The organism is Streptomyces sp. NPDC031132 (genome assembly GCF_055570595.1).
The window spans coordinates 20,172-40,111 of the sequence record NZ_JBVIGX010000008.1 but is presented as its reverse complement, the minus strand read 5'-3'; the positions used below and the strand labels follow the sequence as shown (position 1 = coordinate 40,111).

Below are 19,940 nucleotides of genomic sequence, written 5' to 3'. Positions count from 1 at the left end.
CCCCGACATGAGCTGGTTCGAATCCCTAATCCTCGGTCTCGTCCAGGGGCTTACGGAGTTCCTCCCGATCTCCTCCAGCGCCCACCTCCGGCTGACCGCGGCATTCGCCGGCTGGCAGGACCCGGGCGCGGCCTTCACCGCGATCACGCAGATCGGCACCGAAGCCGCCGTGCTGATCTACTTCCGCAAGGACATCGCGCGGATCATCTCCACCTGGTTCCGCTCGCTGTTCACGAAGGCCCTGCGCTCGGAGCAGGACGCCAAGATGGGGTGGCTGGTGATCGTCGGGTCGATCCCGATCGGTGTCCTCGGCGTCGCGTTCAAGGACCAGATCACCGGCCCGGCCCGTGATCTCCGGCTGACCGCCACGACCCTGATCGTGATGGGCGTCGTCCTCGGCATCGCGGACCGGCTGGCCGCCCGCGACGAGGAGGGGGGCCGGCACCGCGCCATCCGCGAGCGCAAGACGCTCAAGGAACTCGGCGTCAAGGACGGCCTGATCTTCGGTCTCTGCCAGGCGATGGCCCTGATCCCGGGCGTCTCCCGCTCCGGTGCGACGATCTCCGGCGGTCTGCTGCTGGGCTTCACGCGTGAGGCGGCCGCCCGCTACTCGTTCCTCCTCGCCATCCCGGCCGTGCTGGCCTCGGGCGCGTTCGAGATCAAGGATGTCGCCGAGAACCCGGGGCACATCTCCTGGGGGCCGACGATCTTCGCCACGGTCATCGCGTTCTTCGTGGGCTACGCCGTCATCGCGTGGTTCATGAAGTTCATCTCCAGCAAGAGCTTCATGCCGTTCGTGGTCTACCGGATCGCCCTGGGCATCGCCCTGTTCGTGCTGATCGGCATGGGCGTGCTCAGCCCCTTCGCGGCCGAGTCGGCCGGCTGACACGGCTGCCGTCACCGCTTCGCGTGAACCGGAGGCCGCTCGGGAACGTTCCCGGGCGGCCTCCGCGTCGTTGTGCCTGAAGAGACCTGAAGAGACCGGAAGGCAAGCAGCAGGGGGTGTCCCATGGGTCGAGTGGTGCTGGAGCGGTTTCCGGCCGGAAGTCCGAGGGGAAGCTGGCCCGCCGAGGAGTACGCCGCCGAGCGGATGCGCGAGGGCGTGCCGGCCGAAGTGGTGATGGACCTGGCCACCGACGCCTTCCTCGTCGTGGTCCGGCAGCGGGAGGCGCATTCCGGTCACTGATCCACCGTCCGGAGATCCGGTGCGCGCACGCCCCTTGGCCTCGCCGCCCCGCACCCCCACACTGACCCGATGACGCAGCGTGTGGACCTTGCCACGGTCATGGACCGGCTGGCGATCGACGAGGTGGTCACGGGGTACGCGGTGGCCGTGGACGACGGCGACTGGGCGGCGTACCGCGCGCTGTTCACTCCCGCCGGGCGCGCCGACTACAGCTCGGCGGGCGGCATCGAGGGCCCGGCCGCCGAGGTCGCGGACTGGCTCGCGGAGACCATGAAGCTGTTCCCGGTGCGCCAGCACCTCATCGTCAACCGGCTGATCCGGCTCGAGGACCTCGGCGGCTCCCCCGGCGACCGTGCCGAGGTGCGCGCCGACTTCCTCAACCCGATGCGGCTGGCCGGCGAGGAGTTCGACGGGACGGTGACCGCGCCGAACTTCGTCGCCGCCGGCCGCTACATCTTCTGCCTGGCCCGCACCGCCCGCGACGGCTGGCGGCTCACCCGGGTGACCGTGCACGAGAAATGGCGGCACATGTCCGCGTAGACCGTCTCCGGACTCGGCTCGAACGGCCGCCCGGGCGGCCCTGTTCCACACTGGAAGCGGAGGCGCGTCATGCTCTCGAAGCGGAGCCGGTGCTGGCGTGCGGCGGCCGCGGCCGCCGCCGGGGCGCTGGCGTGCCTCGCCTTCCCCGCGCCCGCGCTCTGGTGGTTCGCGTACGTCGCCCTCGTGCCCTGGATGCTGCTGCTGAGGTCGGCGCCGACCGGGCGGCGCGCCGCCCTGGAAGGCTGGATCGGCGGCGCGGGATTCATCGTGGCCGTCCACCACTGGCTGCTGCCCAGCCTGCACGTGTTCCTGCTGCCGATGGCTGCCCTGCTGGGGCTGCTCTGGATCCCCTGGGCCCTGCTGGTGCGGGAGTTCCTCGGCGGGGCCCCGGAGCCGGGCCGGGCGACGGCCGCGCTGTTCCTCGTACCGGCGGGCTGGCTGCTGTCGGAGCTGGCCCGGTCCTGGCAGGGGCTGGGCGGGCCGTGGGGGCTGCTGGGGGCGAGCCAGTGGCAGGTGGCGCCCGCACTGCGGCTCGCCTCGGTGGGCGGGGTGTGGCTGGTGAGCCTGCTCGTGGTGGCGGTGAACTGCGCGCTGGTGCTGCTGATCGCGGTGCCGGGCGCCCGGGTCCCGGCGGTGGCCGGGGTGACGGGGTGCGCGGTGCTGACCGGCGTGGTGTGGCTGTGGGTGCCGCGGCCGGAGGTGTCGGGCACGCTGCGCGTGGCCGTCGTACAGCCGGGCCTGGTGGCGGACGGCCCGGACAGTACGGACCTGCGGTTCGCCGCCGGGGAGCGGCTGACGCGGACGCTGGCCGGGCAGCCGGTGGACCTGGTGGTGTGGGGCGAGAGCAGCGTGGGGGCAGATCTCTCGGCGCGCCCCGACCTGACCCGGCGGCTGGCTTCGCTGGCAGCCGAGGTCGGGGCGCCGCTGCTGGTCAACGTCGACGCCCGGCGCCCGCCGGGCCCGGCTGCGGCTCCGGCCCCGGTCGCCACGCCGGCCGCGCTGCCCGGCGGCGGCATCTACAAGAGCTCCGTGCTCGTCGGCCCCGGCGGGCCGACCGGCGACCGGTACGACAAGATGCGCCTTGTCCCCTTCGGCGAGTACATACCGGCCCGGTCCCTGCTCGGCTGGGCCACCTCGGTCGGCAAGGCCGCGGGCGAGGACCGTCGGCGCGGGGAGAACCCGGTGCTGATGGACCTGCCGGGGCGGCCCGGTGTGCGGTTCGGCCCGCTGGTCTGCTTCGAGTCGGCCTTCCCCGACATGAGCCGCCGCCTGACCCGCGACGGGGCCGCGCTGCTGATCGCCCAGTCGGCCACCTCGAGCTTCCAGCACAGCTGGGCCCCGGCGCAGCACGCCTCGCTCGCCGCCGTGCGCGCCGCCGAGAACGGCCGCCCCGTGGTGCACGCCACCCTCACCGGGATCAGCGCGGTGCACGGCCCCTCGGGCGAGCGGATCGGCCCGGCGCTGGCGACCTCCGCGCGCGCGGCGCAGGTGTACGAGGTCCCGCTCGCCGGCGGCACGACGTTCTACGTCCGCTTCGGGGACTGGCCCGTGGGGGCCGCCCTCGCGCTGCTGGCGGCGTACTGCACGCTCGAGGGCGCCCGCTCGCTCGGGCTCAGGAAGCCTGCTCCAGAGCCGACGACACCACCTGCTCGCACAGCTCGTGGGTGAGCAGCGCGTCGCGGGCACTGACCGTCCTGCCCGCCTCGACGGACTCCAGGAACGCGTCGACGGCCTGCTCGATGCCGCGCTGGCGGGCGACCGGCACCCAGTCCCCGCGGCGCCGCACGGTCGGCTGGCCCCGGTGGTCGATGATCTCGGCGAGGTTGACGACCTGCCGCTTGGTCTCCTGCCCGGACACCTCGAGGATCTCCTCGGTGGAGCCGGACAGCCGGTTCATGATGCCGAGCGCGGTGAAGCCGGCGCCCGAGAGCTGGAGGACGACCTGGTGCATCAGCCCGTCGCGCACCTGCGCCCGGACGTCGATGTGGTCGGTCTCGCCGGGCAGCAGGAAGCGCAGGGTGTCGACGACGTGGATGAAGTCGTCGAGGACGAAGGTCCGCGGGTCTTCGGGCAGCCCGATCCGGTTCTTCTGCATGACGATCAGGTCGCGCGGGTGGTCGGCGCACTGCACGTAGCCGGGCGCGTGGCGGCGGTTGAAGCCGACGGCGAGCGACACCCCGCGCTGCTCGGCCAGTTCCACCAGCCGCCGCGATTCCTCGAGCTCGTAGGCGAGCGGCTTGTCCACGTACGTGGGCACGTCCGCTTCGAGCAGCCGTGTCACGATCTCGGGGTGAACGGCCGTCGGTGCGTGCACGAATGCCGCGTCGAGACCTTCGGCCAGCAGTGCGTCGAGGCCGGTGTGCCGGCGTGCGGCCGGGATGTGGTGCGTCTCCCCGATCCGCTCCAGCGTGGCCGGAGTGCGGGTCTGCAGGTGCAGCTCGACGCCCGGGCGGGCGGTGAGGACGGGCAGGTACGCCTTCTGGGCGATGTCGCCGAGTCCGATGACGCCGACCTTCACCGGGAACCTCCAGGTTGATCCGTTCAGGACTTCCGCAGCTTAATCCCTGGTGGCGGGAGGCGCGTTCGCCGAGGATGTCGACCATGAACACCACCACCGGATCCCATCGCACCGAGCCCTCCACCACCGCGAACGAGCGGGAGATGCTGGACGGCTGGCTCGACTACCACCGCGCCACCCTGGCCTGGAAGTGCGAGGGCCTCGGGGACGAGCAGCTGAGCCGCGCCGTGCTCGCCCCCTCCGAACTGAGCCTGCTGGGGCTCGTACGGCACATGGCGGAGGTGGAACGGTACTGGTTCCGGGAGATCATGCTGGGCGAGGACCTCCCCGAGCTGTACTGCACGCGCGAAGAGCCGGACGGGGACTTCCGCTTCGGCGCGGACGCCACCTGGGCCGAGTCCGAGCAGACCTGGCAGACCGAGATCGAGCTGGCGCGGCAGGCCTCGGCGGGCCGTTCGCTGGACCTGCTGTCGGATCCCGCGAGCCACCACCGCGGCGAGGCGTTCAGCCTGCGCTGGGTCTACACCCACATGATCGAGGAGTACGCGCGCCACAACGGGCACGCGGACCTGCTGCGCGAGCAGATCGACGGCGCCACGGGCGACTGACGCCCTGCGGTGCGAGCCGGGTACCGGGCCGGTGTCCGGCGGATGTCCGTCACCCGTGCGGGGTCAATATCGGCTCCGGGTTTTCGCAACGGGGTCCTCGCACAGCAGAGTTGCGCGAGTGCATCCAACGCGAACCACGACGAAGCTGCTGCTCGGAGTCGCCTGTGCCGTCTCGGCCGTCTCCGGCTGCGTGAATGTGACCCCCGCCCCGATGCAGCCGGCGGCCGCACCCGGCACCACGGGGGTGCCGCCGCAGTACGAGCCGCGCGGCGGCCCGGGGGCCGCGCCGGTGGCGGTCCAGGCGCCCGCCCTGGAGGCGCTGAAGGCCGTGCCGGGGCAGTCCGCGCAGCCGGCGGCCTCCGCTGCGGGGCGGCAGGCCGCGCCCCGCAGCGCGGCGGTTCCGGCAGACCCGGCGGGCGCGGCGCCCGAGGCACCCTCACAGGCCGTCCCGCCGGTGCCGGACATCCCGGAGCCGCACCGGCCCGGCGCACGCCGCTCAGCGGGCAAGGGGGGCCGTACGGACCCGTCGGGGCGGGACGTGGAGGTGCCGCGCGAGCTGATGAAGGAACTGCCGGTCCGGCCCGCCGACGTGTGCGCGATGGGCCGCCGGCACGGCCGCTGGCACCCGGACAGCCCGGAGGCCCGCATCTGTGCGGGCGTCCACGAAGGCTGAGCAGGCTACTGATACTGCTCCGGGAACGGCCGGGGCCCCCTGCCCGGTTCCGCGGCCAGGCGCCGCTCCAGCCGGGCGATGGCGGCCCGGACGCCGTTCCCGTACCCGTCGTCGGCCAGGGCCCCGGTGGCGGCCCGGGCCCTGGCCAGGTGCACCCGCGCCGCCTCGGGCCGCCGGAGCTTGACGTAGTCGGCGGCCAGGCTGAGGTGCAGGGACGGGTAGAACACGCGCACGGCGGGATGCGGCTCGTGCTGCGCGGGCAGCCCGTCCCGCAGCACCCGCCCCGGCCCGTCGGCGGCGGTCAGGGCCCGCAGGTCCCAGGCCAGTTCGTCGGCGGGGTCGTCTTGGGCGTCGGCCATGTAGTGCGCGAGCGTGCACCGGTGGAGGCAGTCGCCGTCCTCGCCGATCTCGTTCCAGATCTCGCCGAGGCGGTTGCGGGCCTCCTCTCGGTCACCGGCGTGCAGCAGGATGACGGCTTGGCCGATCCTGGTCATGACGGCGTCCTCCGACGCCTCCTGCTGCTCCGTCACGGCGGCCTCCGTCTTGCTCTGCCAGGCCTGCTCCGGCCTGGTTCGTCACGACGCTAACGGCAGGCACCGGCAATGGCACCGAGGCGCGGTGGGACGTCAGCCCAGGTCCGGGATCCGCCAGTCGATCGGCTCATGGCCCTGCGCCGCGACGGCCTCGTTGATCTGCGTGAAGGGCCGGGAGCCGAAGAACTTCTTGGCCGACAGCGGGGAGGGGTGGGCGCCCTTGACGACCGCGTGCCGCTCCTCGTCGATCAGCGGGAGCTTCTTCTGGGCGTAGGCGCCCCACAGCACGAAGACGGCCGGGTCGGGGCGGTCGGCCACCGCGCGGATCACCGCGTCGGTGAACTTCTCCCAGCCCTTGCCCTTGTGCGAGTTGGGCTCGGCCTCGCGGACGGTGAGCACCGCGTTGAGCAGCAGGACGCCCTGCTCGGCCCACGGCATCAGGTACCCGTTGTCCGGGACGGGCGTGCCCAGCTCCGCGTGCATCTCCTTGTAGATGTTGCGCAGCGAGGGCGGGGTCTTGACCCCGGGCCGCACGGAGAAGCACAGGCCGTGTCCCTGGCCGGCGCCGTGGTAGGGGTCCTGGCCGAGGACGAGGACCTTCACCTTGTCGAAGGGGGTGGCCTCCAGGGCAGCGAAGACCTGCTCTCGGGGCGGGTAGACCGGCCCGTTCGCCCGCTCCTTCTCGACGAACTCGGCGAGTTCTTTGAAGTAGGGCTGGTCCAGCTCGTCGCCGAGGACGGGGAGCCAGGACTCGGGCAGCATCTGGGTCACGTCTACAACCTCCGGTACAAGTTCGCGCAACTGCGTGGTGCAACAGCTCAGAACCTACCCGGGGCCACTGACAACGCCTCACCCGCGGGCGCCCGGGGGCACCCGCGGACGAGGCGGGCCTGCTACCAGCTGGTCTTGCGGTACAGCTCCCACATCTGGAAGACCGTCTGCGGGTCGAGCGCCCGCTCGGCGCCCGCGATGTCCTCACGGGCGGCGACGTACAGCTTGCCCTGCCACAGGGGCAGGAGGCGGACGTCCTCGGCGAAGATCTGCTGGGCCTGCTCGAACTCGCGGACGCCGGCGGCGCGGTCGCTCTCGCGGCGGGACTTGGGCAGCAGGTCGGTGAGGATCTGGGCGGGCTCGTACGGGGTGCCGACCGCGTTCTCCTTGCCGACGAACGGCGCGATGAAGTTGTCCGGGTCCGGGAAGTCGGGGAACCAGCCGCGGCCGAAGACCGGGTACTCGCCGTTCTTGTAGCCGACCTGGAACACCTTCCAGGGCTGGCCGCGCAGGGTGACCTTGAAGAGGCCGCTCTCGTCCAGCTGGCGCTTGAGCTCGGTGAACTCGTCGGCGGTGGAGGCGCCGTAGCGGTCGGTGGTGTACCAGAACGTCAGCTCCACCGGCTGCGTGATCCCGGCGTCCCTGAGGATCTTCTGGGCCTTCTTGACGTCGGCCTGGCCGTATTTGTCGTAGAAGGGCGTCTTGTGGCCCACGACCCCCTTGGGGACCATCGAGTAGAGCGGCTCGGCGGTGCCCTGGTAGACCTTGGAGACGATCGCGCCGCGGTCGACGACCTGGGCGATGGCCTGGCGCACCGGCAGCTTGGCGACCTGCGGGTCCTTGGGGTTGAAGACCAGGTAGCGGATCTCGGCGCCGACGTTCTCGACGACCTGGACGCCCTGCGAGTGCGAGGCGGGGGTCTGCAGGTCCTTGATCTCAGGAGCCGACAGACCGCGGTAGGTCGCGTCGATCTCCTTGTCCTTGAGCGCCGCGATCATCTTGGTGGAGTCCGCGAAGTAGCGGATGGTCACCCCGTCGTTACGCCGGTTCGCGAAGCCGTTGTACGTCCCGTTCTTGCCGAGGACGGCCTCGCTGCCCTCCTTGTACGAGTCGAGCACGAACGGGCCGGAGCCGGTGACCTTGTCGTCCTCCCGCACCTTGTCGGCCGGGTAGTCCTTCGGGGCGACCAGCGAGGCGGCCGGCGAACCGAGGACGAAGGGGAAGGTCGCGTCGGGGGTCTTCAGGTGGAAGACGACCGTCAGCGCGTCCGGGGTCTCGATCTTGTCCAGGCTGCCGAACAGGCCCAGCGGACCGGTCTGGGAGTTGATCGTCCGGATCCGGTCGAGCGAGTGCTTGACGGCCTTGGCGTCGAGCGCCTCGCCGTTGGAGAACTTCAGGCCCTTCTTCAGCGTGCACCGGTACGACTCGTTCGCAGCGTCGGTGAAGTCGCAGTTCTGGGCGGCGTCGGGCTGGGGCTTGGTGGAGCCCGTGGGGAACGCCAGCAGGGTCTGGTAGACGTTCCGGTACAGCTCCCAGGAGCCGTCCCAGGCGGCGGCGGGATCGAGGGTGCTCGGGGCGCTCGTCGTGCCGACGACGATCCTCTTCGCGGCGTCACTGCTGTCGTCCGAAAGCAGACCGCATCCGGCGAGCAGGGATATGGACGCAAGGGCCGCAGTGATCTGCAGGCATCTGGTCCGGATGAACACGTGCACGCTCCTCGATCAGCCAGGGGTGCGGCAGACCCTACCGCAGTGCCTCACAAATCCAATGGGTAGGTTTCATGTGACACTTGACCGATTTCGTGCATATTAGGTACGCATTTGCCTCCCCTCGGGAGGCAAATGCGTCCGATTATCGATCAGTGCACTCCGGCATTGAGGAACATTCCCCCGTCAACGACCAGAGTTTGGCCCGTGATCCATTCCGCTTGTGCAGATGTGAGAAAAGCCGCCGCGCCGCCGATGTCCTCCGGCAGCCCGAGCCGGCCGAGCGGGTACGCGGCCGCGGCCTCCTGCTCCCGGCCCTCGTAGAGCGCCTGGGCGAACTTCGTCTTGACCACCGCGGGGGCGATCGCGTTCACGCGGACCCCGGGCGCCATCTCGTGGGCGAGCTGAAGGGTGAGGTTGACCATGGCGGCCTTGCTCATCCCGTACGCGCCGATGAAGGGCGAGGCGGAGACGCCGGCGATGGACGCGATGTTCACGATCGCACCGCCGTTGTCCTTCTGCCAGGCGTGCCAGGTCCGCTGGGCGAACCCGAGCGCCGAGATCACATTGGTCTCGAAGACCTTGCGCGCGACGCCGAGGTCCAGGTCCGCGATCGGACCGAAGACCGGGTTGGTACCCGCGTTGTTGATCAGGAAGTCGACCCGCCCGAAGGCCTCCATCGTCCGCTCGACCGCGACCGCCTGGTGGGCCTCGTCGTGCGCCTTGCCGGCGACCCCGATCACCCGGTCCGCACCGAGCGCCTCGACGGCCTCCTTGAGCGCGTCTTCGTTGCGCCCGGTGATGCACACCCGGTCGCCGCGGGCGACGAGCGCCTCGGCGATGCCGTAGCCGATGCCCCGGCTCGCGCCGGTGATCAGCGCGACCTTCCCGCTGTCCGCTGCGTTCGTGCTGCTGTTCGTCATGATCCTGCGCCCTGCCTCTCGTCAGTTGAGCGGGCCGCCGGCCACGTACATGACCTGGCCGGAGACGAAGCCGGCGGCCTCGCCCGTGAAGAAGGCGATCGCGTTGGCGATGTCGTCCGGGCGGCCGACGCGCTGGACGGGGATCTGGGTGGCCGCGGCGGCCTGGAAGTCCTCGAAGCCCATGCCCACGCGGGCGGCCGTCTGGGCGGTCATCTCCGTGACGATGAAGCCGGGGGCGACGGCGTTGGCCGTGACGCCGAACTTGCCGAGCTCGATGGCCAGGGTCTTGGTGAAGCCCTGCAGGCCGGCCTTGGCGGCGGAGTAGTTGACCTGGCCCCGGTTGCCCAGCGCCGAGCTGCTGGACAGGTTGACGATACGGCCGAACTTGGCGTCCACCATGTACTTCTGACAGGCCTTCGACATCAGGAACGCACCGCGCAGGTGGACGTTCATGACGGTGTCCCAGTCGTTCTCGCTCATCTTGAAGAGCAGGTTGTCGCGCAGCACGCCCGCGTTGTTGACCAGGATGGTCGGGGCGCCCAGGGTGCTCGCGACGCGCTCGACGGCCGCCTCCACCTGCGCCGCGTCGGAAACGTCGCAGCCGACCGCCAGGGCCTTGCCGCCGGCCGCCGTGATCGCCTCGACGGTGTCCTTGCAGGCCGCCTCGTCGAGATCGAGCACGGCGACGGCCCGGCCTTCGGCGGCCAGACGCACGGCGGTGGCCGCGCCGATGCCCCGGGCCGCCCCGGTCACGATCGCGACGCGCTGCTCGGTGGTGGACATGGTGGATCTCCTCGCGCTCGGAATCCTCATCAGCGGCTCCCCGTGGGTGAGCAACCGCTTAGTAGCTTCAGCTGAGGAGACGCTAGGAGCCCTGGCACCCGGTGTCAACGGCACCCGGCCCCAGGGCTCCTCACGTCACATCGGCAGCCGTACGGATCGTCGTACGACCGCCTCGCGGATCAGCGCACCAGCAGGTCCAGCAGCCGTTCCACCTCGGCCTCCGGGTCGGCCGTCAGCCCGGTGTGCACCGGCCCGGGCTGCACCACCGTGCTGCGCGGGGCGATCAGCCAGCGGAACCGGCGGCCCGCGTCGTCGCCCGCCGCCTGACCGGCCCGCTCGCCGCCGGTGCACACGCCCTCGACCCCGTGCAGGGCGGCGCGTACGCCGGCCACGTCGGCCTCCGGGTCCAGGACGAGGAGCTTGGCCTCGTCCAGGTGGGTGCGCGCAGCCACGTACGAGCGCGCCCGGCAGTAGACGATCACGCCGGCGTTGAAGCACTCGCCGCGCTCCATCCGGGGCACCACGCGCACCAGCGCGTACTCGAACACGTCCCGCTTGGTCACTCGCTGTCGCTCTTCTTCTTGGTCTTGTGGGGCCATTCGGTCAGATGGTCGGTCAGCCACCCGGGCGGTTTGGAGGGCGCCTTCGCCTCGGCCTCCATCGAGATCCTCTCGTGGATCGTGGCCGCGCGCGGCAGCAGCACCTCCACGTAGGCGCGGCGCACCGCGTCGGTGGAGTCGAAGCCCGGCTCGTCGACCAGCCACTCGTCGGGCACGTCGGCGACGACCTCCTCGAGCAGGTCCCGGGTCACCAGGGGCGCGAGCGCGGCGGCGGCCGCCGCGACGTCCGGGCCGACGGGGGCCAGGACGTGGTCGGAGGCGTTGTACGGCTTGGCGGCGGCGCTCTCGGCGGTGGGCCAGTTGTGGTGCCAGATCATGGTGGCGCCGTGGTCGATGAGCCACAGGTCCCCGTGCCAGACGAGCATGTTCGGGTTGCGCCAGGACCGGTCGACGTTGTTGATCAGCGCGTCGAACCAGACCACGCGCCCCGCCTCGGCGGGGTCCACCTGGTACGCGAGGGGGTCGAAGCCGATCGACCCGGGCAGGTAGTCCATCCCGAGGTTGAGGCCGCCGCTGGCCTTCAGCAGCTCCTGGACCTCCTGGTCGGGTTCGCCGAGCCCGATCACGGGGTCGAGCTGCATCTGCACCAGCCGCGGGACCCGCAGGCCCAGCCGCTGCGCCAGGCGCCCGCAGACGACTTCGGCGACCAGGGTCTTGCGGCCCTGTCCGGCTCCGGTGAATTTCATGACATAGGTACCGAGGTCGTCGGCCTCGACGATCCCCGGGAGCGAGCCGCCCTCACGCAGAGGCGTGACGTAACGGGTCGCGATCACTTCGGACAGCATCCGCCCAGGTTACGGGGGTCAGTGCGCGGAATCCCACTGCGCGAGGAGGGCTTCGGCCGTGGTGACGGTCGCGACGAGCGCCAGGCAGTTGCGGATCACCTCGGCGGTGTACGCGGCGGGCACCCCCGCGATGGCGTCGGACGGCACCACCACCCGGTAGCCGAGGTTGACGGCGTCGAAGACGGTGTTCGGGATCGCGATGTTCGAGGAGACCCCGACGACGACGAGGGTGCGGATGCCGAGGTTGCGCAAGAGGGCGTCCACGTCGGTGCCCGCGATCGGCGAGAGCCCGTGCAGCCGGCGGACCACCAGGTCGTTCTCGGCCACCTCGATCGGGGCCGCCACCTCGACAGCCCGGCTCCCCGACAGCTGGCGTACGGGCAGCTTCCCGGCGGCCCGGAACAGCCGCGCGTTGTCGTTGGCCGCCAGCCCGTCCGGCCGTCGCTCGGCGATCGCGTGCAGCACCTGTACGCCGGCCCCGTGCGCGGCGTCGACCAGCGCGGCCACCCGCCCCAGCGTCCCGGAGTCCCGTGCCTCCTTCGCCAGCTCGGGCAGGGCGCTCTCCTCGCCGACGACGCCGCTTTGGCACTCGACGGTGAGCAGCGCGGTGGTGGCGGGATCGAGTTCCGGCATGGCTCCCCCTGGCGTGACGACCATCGATCCCGCATGATTCCTGACACACAGTCAGATGTGAAGGGGTGCGGGACGGATGGACGGGACACAGCGGCGGGGCCGCCGCATCATGATGACCGACGCCGAAGTGGACGCCTTCCTGCGCGAGCAGCGCACCTGCCGGGTGGCGACCGTCTCCCCGGACGGCCGGCCGCACGTGGGCGCCCTGTGGTTCGCCTGGGACGGCAGCTCCCTGTGGCTGTACTCGATCACGCGCAGCCGCCGGTGGTCCGACCTGCGGAAGGACCCGCGGATCTCGGTGGTCGTGGACGCGGGCGAGGCGTACGACGAACTGCGCGGTGTCGAACTCACCGGCAGCGCCGTCTTCGTGGGCGAGGCTCCGCGCACGGGCGAGCCCTGCCCGGAGCTGGCCGAGGCGGAACGGCTGTTTCCCGCCAAGAACTTCGGCATCGAGGAGATGCCGCACGACGGCCGCCACGCGTGGATCCGGCTCACCCCGGAGTCGATCGTCTCCTGGGACTTCCGCAAGCTCTGATGCCGTTGGCGCCCTGATGCCGTGGGTGCCTTGACGTCCCGGCGCCCCGATGCCCCGATGCCCCGATGCCCCGATGTTCTAGAGCACCGCGGCGGCCTGCCGCAGGGCCTCGACGGCGGCCCGGATCGAGGGCCGCCGGTCGGCGTCCGCCCGCCAGACGACGTACACGTGGCGGCGGACCGCGTCGCTCACGGGCAGCAGCCGGACCCCGGGCGGCACGGGGCCGCGCCCGAGCCGGGGCGCCACGCACACCCCGAGCCCGGCCTCCACGAAGGCCAGCTGGGTGTGGTGCTCCTCGGCGATGTGCGCGATGCGCGGCTCGATCCCGGTGCCGCGCAGCGTGTACACGAGCCACTCGTGGCAGAACTGGCCCTCGTTCCAGGAGATCCAGTCGTCGTCGGCGAACTCGGAGAGGGAGATCCGGTCGCGGTCGGCGAGCCGGTGCCCCGCCGACACGGCGATGTCGCAGGAGTCGTCGAGCAGGTGCGCCCGGGTGAGCTCGGCGGGCACCGGCATGCGCTTGTTGTGCCAGTCGATGGCCAGGGCCAGGTCGAGGTCGCCGCGTACGACGGCCGCCATGCTGTCCTCGGGCTCCTGCTCCCGTACGAGGGGCCGCAGTTCGGGGTGTCCGGCGCGCAGGGCGGTGAGCGCCTGGGGCAGCAGTCCGCGCATGGCGGTCGGGAAGGCGCCGATCCGCAGCTCGCCGACGGCGCAGCCCCGCTGGGCCTCCACGTCGGCCTGGGCGAGCTCCACCTGGGAGATGATCCGGGCCGCGTGGTCGGCGAGCAGCCGGCCCGCGTCCGTGAGCCGGACACCGCGGCCGTTCTTGGCCAGCAGCGGCTGGCCGACCTCCCGCTCCAGCTTGGCCATCTGCTGGGAGACGGCGGAGGTGGTGACGTGGAGCCCGTCGGCCGCGCCGCTGACCGAGCCGTGGCGGGCGAGGGCGTCGAGGGTACGCAGGCGCTCCAGGTTCAACATGTAAGCGATGCTACGCCGTCACCACGAAGAAGTCTCGCTTGTCCTACGCAGTCGAGCGGAGCAGAGTGCTCCTCATGAGCGCACCCGCCACCCCTCGCCCCCTCCTCTCCGCGCCGGTCGCCCCCACCCGGGCCCGGCGGGTGGACTGGCGGCTCCGCTTCGCGCTCCTCTCGGTGGTCTGGGGCTTCAGCTTCCTGCTGATCAAGGTGGGCACGGAGGCGTACGCGCCGTTCCAGGTCGCCCTCGGCCGGGTGCTGTTCGGTGCGCTGGCGCTGCTGGCCGTGCTCGTGGTCCGCCGCGAGCCGCTCCCCCGGGGCCGGCGCACCTGGGCGCACCTGACCGTGGCCGCGCTCCTGCTCAACACCGCCCCGTTCTCGCTCTTCTCGTACGCCGAGCTGAGCATCCCGTCGAGCCTGGCCGGGATCTGCAACGCCACTTCGCCGCTGTGGGGCATGGCGCTGTCGATGGTGGCCCTGTCCGAGGACCGCCCGACGCGCCGCCGCTTCGCCGGCCTGGGCCTGGGCTTCCTCGGCGTCCTGACCGTCCTCGGCGCCTGGCAGGGCTTCTCGGGCATCGACGCCAGGGGCACCGCGCTCGCCCTGCTCGCCTCGCTCTGCTACCCGATCGGCTGGATCTACGTCCGGCGCACGCTGGCATCGGTCCCGGGCTCGCCGGTGGCGCTGACCGGCGCCCAGCTGATGCTCTCGACGGTCCAACTGCTGGTGATCAGCACCGCGTTCACCTCGGCCCCCGCCTCGTTCCCGCTCTGGCCGACGCTGTCGGTGATCGCGCTGGGCGCCCTGGGCACGGGGATGGCCCTGCAGATGCAGTACGGCCTGGTGGGGGAGGTCGGCCCGACCACGGCCCAGATGGTCACGTACTTCATCCCGGTCATCGCCACCACGGCGGGCGTCCTGCTCCTCGGCGAACAGCTGCACTGGAACACGCCGGTGGGCGCGGCGATCGTCCTGGCCGGAGCCGCCCTGACGCAGACCCGCCGCCGCTAGGGGGTGTCGTCAAAGTCCCGTCTGGCCGGCGGAGCCCGGCACGCGCGCTCGCCGCGTTGTCGTCGGTCGACGACGCGAGCGTCGCCTCCCTCCTCCGCCTTGCGATCACACGCACCAGACCCCGCCGGCCCTGCCCTCACGGGCGGACGACGCTACTTTGACGACACCCCCTAGGGGTCCCAGAAGTCCCGCCTGGCCCGCGGCGTCTTGTGCTCCGGGGGGCCCTCAGTCGAAGCGGCCGCCCGCCGCGGGCCGGACCGATGCCGCCACCGCGGCCGCGAGCCCCGGCACTTCGCCGAGCTGCACGCCCGACACCGTGATCCGTACGCCCGGCCCCGAATCCACCCGGAACCGGCTGCCCGGGGCCACCGCCCAGCCCGCGGCCAGCAGCCGCGTCACCGCCCCCGTCTCGTCGGCGACGGGCACCCATACGTTCATCCCGCTGCGGCCGTGGGCCCGTACGCCCCGCTCCCGCAGGGCCGCGACCAGCCCGTCCCGCCGCTCCCCGTAGGAGCGCGCGACCGCCGCCCGGTCCACCGCGCCCGAGGTCCACAGCTCGACCACCGCGTACTGGAGCAGCCGGCTCACCCACCCCGGCCCCAGCCGCTGCCGCCCCCGGACCCGGTCCAGGGTCACGGCGTCGCCGGTCAGCACCGCGAGGCGCAGGTCGGGCCCGTACGCCTTCGCCGTGGACCGCACCAGCGCCCAGTGCCGGGTCACCCCGCCCAGCGAGTGCAGCGGGAGGTCCACGATGGCGTGCCCGTGGTCGTCGTCGACCACCAGCACCTCCGGGTACCGCGCCAGCACGCCGCGCAGCTCCGCCGCCCGGTCCGCGCCGACCGCGGCCCCGGTCGGGTTCTGCGCCCGCGCGGTCACGAGCAGCGCCCGCGCGCCCTGCGCGAGCACCCGTTCCACCGCCGCGACGAGGGGCCCGTCGTCGTCCACCGCCACCGGCACCACGCGCAGGCCCAGCGCCGCCGCCAGGTCCAGCACGCTCCCCCACCCCGGGTCCTCGATCGCCACCGCGTCCCCCGGGCGCAGGTGCGCGGCCAGGACCCGCTCGATCCCGTCCAGCGCGCCCGAGGTCACCCCCACCGGCCCGGCGGGCACACCGTCCGCGTCGAGGTCGGCCCGGGCCAGCCGGCGCAGCTCCGGCACCACCGGGTCGTCCCCGTACAGCGTCGGCGCCTGTGCGTACCGGCGCGCGGCCTCGGCCAGGGCTCCGTCCAGCGAAGGCAGCAGCCGTAGGTCCGGATTGCCCGAGGCGACGTCCCGCGCGCCCGGCGGCACCGCCATCCGCAGCTCGTCGCGCGGCGCACTCGCCGGCCGTCCCCGTACCCGGCTGCCGCGCCGCCCGTCGGTCTCGATGACCCCGCGCTCGCGCAGGGTCCGGTACGCGGCGGCCACGGTGTTCGGGTTCACCCCGAGCACCCCCGCGAGCTCCCGCATCGGCGGCAGCAGCGCTCCCGGCGCGAGCGCGCCCGATCCGACGCCCGTTTCGACACTGGCCGCGATATCCGATGCGCGGCTCCCTGTGATCCGATACTCTCCTAGCACAAAGACAAGTATGCACTAGTACAACGGAGCGCGCATCATGACCGCCACGACCGACACGCAAGCGATGCCCGAGACGAACGGGACGAACGGCGGCTACGAGCCCACCGACCGCACCGTCCCGAGCCGCTCCCGCGAGCGGGCGCGCTACGACCGCGAGACGGTGCACTCGATACTCGACCAGGCCTACGTCTGCCACCTCGGCTTCGTCCGCGACGGCGCGCCCGTGGTCCTGCCGACGCTCTACGGCCGGGTCGGCGAGACCTTGTACGTCCACGGCTCGACCGGCTCGCGCCCGCTTCTCGCCGCCGGCCAGGCCGACCCGGGCCTGCCCGTCTGCCTGACCGTGACGCACGTGGACGGCCTGGTGCTGGCCCGGTCGGCCTTCCACCACTCGATCAACTACCGCTCGGTGATCGTGCACGGCACCGCGTACCAGGTGACCGACGAGGACGAACGCCGGATGGCCCTGGACGCCCTCGTCGACCACGTGGTGCCGGGCCGCTCGGCCGACTCCCGGCCCGCCAACGCGAAGGAGCTCGCCGCCACCGCGGTGATCCGCCTGGACCTGAACGAGGTGTCGGCGAAGCTCCGCACCGGCGGCCCCAACGACGAACCCGAGGACATGGACCTGCCGTACTGGTCGGGCGTGGTCCCGGTCGCGCCGGTGCACGGGACCCCGATCCCGGCCGACGACCTTGCCCCCGGGATCGCCACCCCGGACTACCTCGCCGCGCTCTGAGCCTCGCGGGGCTCATGGGGCTCGCGCGCCCCATGGGTCTCATGGGTCTCATGGGTCTCGCGGGCGGGCCGGACCACCGGCCCGCCCGCCGGCCTGCGCGCCTCGGCCGCGATCAGCGCACCCACCGCGGTCAGCAGCAGTACGGTGCCCAGCACCACGGCGCCGGTCAGCCGCTCACCGAGCACCAGTACGGCGATCACCGCCGCACTGACCGGCTCGATCAGCATGATCACGGACACCGTCGCGGCCCGCACCGCGGCGGCCCCGGTGAAGTACAGCGCGTACGCCAGGGCCGTCGGCACGGTGGCCACGTACACCAGCAGCCAGAGCACCCGCCCGAGTTCGGCGGTGTGCGGGAACAGCCCCTCCGCCGCGGCGAGCGGCAGCAGGCACACCGTGCCCACCGCGACCGACCAGGCGGTCGTGACCAGCGGGTCCCCGCCCGCCCCGCGCCGCCCCAGCGAGCGGGCCCGCAGGGTCATCGCGGCGTACCCGGCGGCCGACAACAGGGCCCAGCCGACGCCGGCCGGCCGCACCTCGCCGCCCCCGCCGCCCAGGACCAGCACGGCGAGCCCGGCGAGCGCCCCGACGACGGCGGCCGCCCCGCCCCGGCCGAGCCGCTCGCCCGTCCAGTGCCGCGCTCCGAGCGCGATCAGCACCGGCCCGGCGCCCAGGGTCACCACGGTCCCGACCGCGAGGCCGGTCTCCCGCACGGCGGCGAAGTACGCGGCCTGGAACAGGGTGAACATCAGCCCCGTCCCGATCAGCGAGGCCACCGACGGTCGCACCGCCCGCCGCGGACCCCGGGGCCGGCGTACGGCGAGCACCCCCAGCAGCACCACGAGCCCGCCGGCGCACCGCCAGAACGACAGGGCGAGCGGGCCGAGGTCACTGGCCAGGAAGAGGAGGGAGGCGGCCGCCCCGGCGGTGCCCCAGGCGGCTCCGGCGACGACGAGGTACAGCAGGCTGCGCCCTGAAGCGGGCGAAAGATTCGACACGAGTGTGCTCCGCGCATGCGTGAAGGATGAAAGAGGAAGGTCATCGCTTCGCGGGCAGCGCTGACCCGCCCGGGAACTCCCCGGGCCGGGTCCTCGTCACGAGGGGCAGCTGCCCGCGGCTACGCGGCCGGAGGCGGAAGAACGGTCGAATGCATGATCGCCACCTTAGGCCGTCGTCGTCTCACGGTCCAGAACGGCCGATTCCGGATCCGGCGCTCCCGGCGGAGTGGGCCTCGAGGACTGTGCGACGAAGGCCCCGCCGAGCACCAGCGCCCCGCCGACGATCTGCGGGGTCGAGAGGTGCTCGCCCAGCAGGACCCAGGCGAGCACGGTGGCCACGACCGCCTCGAGACAAGCCACGACACCGGCCACTTGCGGCGAGAGCCTGCGCACCGAGACCACGCCGGTCAGGTACGCGAGGACCGTCGCGATCAGCACCACCCAGGCGAGCAGCGTCCACGCGGGCACCGACAGGTCCCCCATCGCGGCCTGCCCGCCCAGCAGCTGCCAGTCGATCTCCCACGGCCGGGCGATCACCGTCATCACCAGCGCGCCGACGAGCATGCCGTACGCGATCACCCCGAGCGGGTCGGGCACCTCGTCCCCGGCGCCGCCGTCGGCGCCGTGGTCCGCGAACACGAAGTAGAAAGCCTGGCAGCAGGCGGCGGCGAGGCCGAGCAGCACACCGAGCAGGTCCAAGCTCAGCCCGGACCAGATCTCGACGACACAGGCCAGCCCCACGACGGCCAGGGCGGCGCCGGCCGCGGCGGCCCGGGTCACCGGCTTGCGCTGCACGAACCGGATCCAGCCGAGCAGCAGCGCCGGGCCGAGGTACTCCAGGAGCAGGGCCACGCCGACCGGGATCCGGGACAGGGAGGCGAAGTAGAAGGCCTGCACGCCCGCGACGCCGACGAGGCCGAAGCCGGCGAGCAGCAGGGGTTTGCGCAGCAGGAGGCCGCGGTGCCGCCAGGCCAGCGGGGACAGCACCAGCGCCGCCCCGGCCACCCTGAGCCAGACCATGTGCAGCGGGTCCAGACCCGCCTCGATCAGCGGCTTCGCCGCCACACCCGAACCACCGAACGCGAACGCCGAGACGAGCGCGAGGCCCAGTCCGGCGTTTCTCCCTGACGCTTGCATCCGGCCATCATGGCAGGGCCGGTCAGGACCGTCACGGACGTGACACCTGTTGAGACGCATCCGAGACCGGGCGTGACCGGGCCGATCATTTCTGACAGGTCGTCAGTATTGAATGTTCCGCCCGCCGGGGCTACGTTCCGCCGCACGTACCCGACGAGAAGGGGTGGTCGCATGGCCGAAGTCACCGCGGAATCACGCATCGAGGCGCCCGCCGCGAAGCTCTGGGCCCAGCTGACGGACTGGACGGCGTACGGCCAGTGGAGCATGACCCACACCAATTTCCCGAAGGGCGGCCCCGAGACCCTCGCGGTCGGCGCGACCTTCGAGGAGAACATGAAGATGATGGGCTTCCCGGCCGAGGTCGCCTGGACCGTCTCGGAGCTGGAGACCGAGCGCGTCTTCGCCATCACGGGCAAGGGCCCCATGGGCGTGGCCATCCTCACCCGGTACACCCTGATCCCGGACGGCGGGGCCACGACGGTCCGCATCGACGGGGAGTTCAACGGGGCCGCCGTCTCCCTGATGGCCGGCAAGCTCAAGGACTCGGCCACCGCCGCCCTGAACGAGTCGCTCCGCAAGCTCGCCGGCCTGGTCGTCTGACCCCGCCCCCCGGTCGGTACGCAGATACGGCGGCGGGGGGGGGGGGGGGGGGGGGGGGGGGGGGGGGGGGGGGGGGGGGGGGGGGGGGGGGAGGGGGGGGGGGGGGAGTA

23 protein-coding genes are annotated in these 19,940 nt (G+C 72.5%); 10 read left to right on the top strand and 13 right to left on the bottom strand.

Annotated elements, in window-relative coordinates; genetic code table 11:
• The first annotated feature begins 7 nt into the window (after positions 1 to 7).
• From ACZ49B_RS14235 to lnt, 4 genes are all read left to right on the top strand, one after another.
• Positions 8 to 886, top strand: coding sequence for an undecaprenyl-diphosphate phosphatase (locus tag ACZ49B_RS14235; protein WP_053789703.1), 879 nt, complete (start codon positions 8 to 10; stop codon positions 884 to 886).
• Between the two features lie 123 nt (positions 887 to 1,009).
• Positions 1,010 to 1,186 (top strand): hypothetical protein, encoded by a 177-nt coding sequence (locus ACZ49B_RS14230; protein WP_099893904.1) that lies wholly within the window; start codon positions 1,010 to 1,012, stop codon positions 1,184 to 1,186.
• Between the two features lie 69 nt (positions 1,187 to 1,255).
• Positions 1,256 to 1,726, top strand: a complete 471-nt coding sequence (locus tag ACZ49B_RS14225) for a nuclear transport factor 2 family protein (RefSeq protein WP_468304979.1) — start codon at positions 1,256 to 1,258, stop codon at positions 1,724 to 1,726.
• A 69-nt stretch (positions 1,727 to 1,795) separates the two neighbouring features.
• Entirely contained in the window at positions 1,796 to 3,394 is a 1,599-nt protein-coding gene (gene lnt / locus ACZ49B_RS14220; RefSeq protein ID WP_468304976.1) for an apolipoprotein N-acyltransferase, read from the top strand.
• Here lnt and ACZ49B_RS14215 read toward each other — a convergent pair.
• Positions 3,339 to 4,244: a Gfo/Idh/MocA family protein gene (locus ACZ49B_RS14215; RefSeq protein WP_468304973.1), complete on the bottom strand. Its 906-nt coding sequence runs from the start codon at positions 4,242 to 4,244 to the stop codon at positions 3,339 to 3,341. The genes lnt and ACZ49B_RS14215 overlap by 56 nt on opposite strands.
• Positions 4,245 to 4,327: 83 nt before the next feature.
• On the opposite strand from ACZ49B_RS14215, the gene ACZ49B_RS14210 reads away from it, so the two are divergent.
• Both ACZ49B_RS14210 and ACZ49B_RS14205 read left to right on the top strand, forming a co-directional pair.
• Entirely contained in the window at positions 4,328 to 4,852 is a 525-nt protein-coding gene (locus tag ACZ49B_RS14210; RefSeq protein WP_468304970.1) for a DinB family protein, read from the top strand.
• 118 nt (positions 4,853 to 4,970) lie between these two features.
• A complete protein-coding gene (locus tag ACZ49B_RS14205; RefSeq protein ID WP_468304967.1) occupies positions 4,971 to 5,525 on the top strand; it encodes a hypothetical protein in 555 nt (184 codons plus the stop codon).
• Between the two features lie 5 nt (positions 5,526 to 5,530).
• On the opposite strand, the gene ACZ49B_RS14200 is transcribed toward ACZ49B_RS14205, so the two are convergent.
• The 8 genes from ACZ49B_RS14200 to ACZ49B_RS14165 form a co-directional block, all read right to left on the bottom strand.
• On the bottom strand, positions 5,531 to 6,055 hold the full coding sequence (locus ACZ49B_RS14200; RefSeq protein ID WP_468304966.1) for a hypothetical protein: 525 nt from the start codon (positions 6,053 to 6,055) through the stop codon (positions 5,531 to 5,533).
• Between the two features lie 96 nt (positions 6,056 to 6,151).
• The gene (locus ACZ49B_RS14195) at positions 6,152 to 6,820 is read right to left on the bottom strand and encodes a uracil-DNA glycosylase (protein WP_468305556.1); all 669 of its coding nucleotides are present in this window, start codon (positions 6,818 to 6,820) and stop codon (positions 6,152 to 6,154) included.
• A 131-nt stretch (positions 6,821 to 6,951) separates the two neighbouring features.
• Entirely contained in the window at positions 6,952 to 8,535 is a 1,584-nt protein-coding gene (locus tag ACZ49B_RS14190) for an ABC transporter substrate-binding protein (protein ID WP_468304963.1), read from the bottom strand.
• 152 nt (positions 8,536 to 8,687) lie between these two features.
• Positions 8,688 to 9,458: an SDR family oxidoreductase gene (locus ACZ49B_RS14185; RefSeq protein ID WP_267000725.1), complete on the bottom strand. Its 771-nt coding sequence runs from the start codon at positions 9,456 to 9,458 to the stop codon at positions 8,688 to 8,690.
• A 21-nt stretch (positions 9,459 to 9,479) separates the two neighbouring features.
• Positions 9,480 to 10,241: a 3-oxoacyl-ACP reductase FabG gene (fabG, locus tag ACZ49B_RS14180; protein WP_468304959.1), complete on the bottom strand. Its 762-nt coding sequence runs from the start codon at positions 10,239 to 10,241 to the stop codon at positions 9,480 to 9,482.
• Positions 10,242 to 10,420: 179 nt separating this feature from the next.
• Positions 10,421 to 10,804 carry a DUF3037 domain-containing protein gene (locus ACZ49B_RS14175; RefSeq protein ID WP_363178003.1) on the bottom strand — a complete coding sequence of 128 codons (384 nt, stop codon included), beginning with the start codon at positions 10,802 to 10,804 and terminating at the stop codon, positions 10,421 to 10,423.
• Entirely contained in the window at positions 10,801 to 11,646 is an 846-nt protein-coding gene (locus ACZ49B_RS14170; protein ID WP_468304956.1) for a HipA family kinase, read from the bottom strand. The genes ACZ49B_RS14175 and ACZ49B_RS14170 overlap by 4 nt, the downstream gene beginning before the upstream one ends.
• An 18-nt stretch (positions 11,647 to 11,664) precedes the next feature.
• A complete protein-coding gene (locus ACZ49B_RS14165; protein ID WP_468304954.1) occupies positions 11,665 to 12,279 on the bottom strand; it encodes a cysteine hydrolase family protein in 615 nt (204 codons plus the stop codon).
• A 76-nt stretch (positions 12,280 to 12,355) separates the two neighbouring features.
• Here ACZ49B_RS14165 and ACZ49B_RS14160 point away from each other — a divergent pair, with 76 nt between their 5' ends.
• Positions 12,356 to 12,814: a pyridoxamine 5'-phosphate oxidase family protein gene (locus ACZ49B_RS14160; RefSeq protein ID WP_468304951.1), complete on the top strand. Its 459-nt coding sequence runs from the start codon at positions 12,356 to 12,358 to the stop codon at positions 12,812 to 12,814.
• A 78-nt stretch (positions 12,815 to 12,892) separates the two neighbouring features.
• Here ACZ49B_RS14160 and ACZ49B_RS14155 read toward each other — a convergent pair whose 3' ends face one another.
• Positions 12,893 to 13,792 carry a LysR substrate-binding domain-containing protein gene (locus ACZ49B_RS14155; protein WP_468304949.1) on the bottom strand — a complete coding sequence of 300 codons (900 nt, stop codon included), beginning with the start codon at positions 13,790 to 13,792 and terminating at the stop codon, positions 12,893 to 12,895.
• A 74-nt stretch (positions 13,793 to 13,866) separates the two neighbouring features.
• Here ACZ49B_RS14155 and ACZ49B_RS14150 point away from each other — a divergent pair, with 74 nt between their 5' ends.
• A complete protein-coding gene (locus tag ACZ49B_RS14150; protein WP_468304946.1) occupies positions 13,867 to 14,799 on the top strand; it encodes a DMT family transporter in 933 nt (310 codons plus the stop codon).
• 225 nt (positions 14,800 to 15,024) lie between these two features.
• On the opposite strand, the gene ACZ49B_RS14145 is transcribed toward ACZ49B_RS14150, so the two are convergent.
• On the bottom strand, positions 15,025 to 16,356 hold the full coding sequence (locus tag ACZ49B_RS14145; RefSeq protein ID WP_468304943.1) for an aminotransferase class I/II-fold pyridoxal phosphate-dependent enzyme: 1,332 nt from the start codon (positions 16,354 to 16,356) through the stop codon (positions 15,025 to 15,027).
• 37 nt (positions 16,357 to 16,393) lie between these two features.
• Here ACZ49B_RS14145 and ACZ49B_RS14140 point away from each other — a divergent pair, with 37 nt between their 5' ends.
• The gene (locus ACZ49B_RS14140; protein WP_468304940.1) at positions 16,394 to 17,095 is read left to right on the top strand and encodes a pyridoxamine 5'-phosphate oxidase family protein; all 702 of its coding nucleotides are present in this window, start codon (positions 16,394 to 16,396) and stop codon (positions 17,093 to 17,095) included.
• Here the strand turns inward: ACZ49B_RS14140 and ACZ49B_RS14135 are convergent.
• On the bottom strand, positions 17,077 to 18,093 hold the full coding sequence (locus tag ACZ49B_RS14135) for a DMT family transporter (RefSeq protein WP_468304937.1): 1,017 nt from the start codon (positions 18,091 to 18,093) through the stop codon (positions 17,077 to 17,079). The genes ACZ49B_RS14140 and ACZ49B_RS14135 overlap by 19 nt on opposite strands.
• Before the next feature lie 165 nt (positions 18,094 to 18,258).
• Positions 18,259 to 19,230 carry an EamA family transporter gene (locus ACZ49B_RS14130; protein ID WP_468304935.1) on the bottom strand — a complete coding sequence of 324 codons (972 nt, stop codon included), beginning with the start codon at positions 19,228 to 19,230 and terminating at the stop codon, positions 18,259 to 18,261.
• A gap of 171 nt (positions 19,231 to 19,401) precedes the next feature.
• On the opposite strand from ACZ49B_RS14130, the gene ACZ49B_RS14125 reads away from it, so the two are divergent.
• Positions 19,402 to 19,830, top strand: coding sequence for a type II toxin-antitoxin system Rv0910 family toxin (locus ACZ49B_RS14125; RefSeq protein ID WP_468304933.1), 429 nt, complete (start codon positions 19,402 to 19,404; stop codon positions 19,828 to 19,830).
• Positions 19,831 to 19,940: the final 110 nt, after the last annotated feature.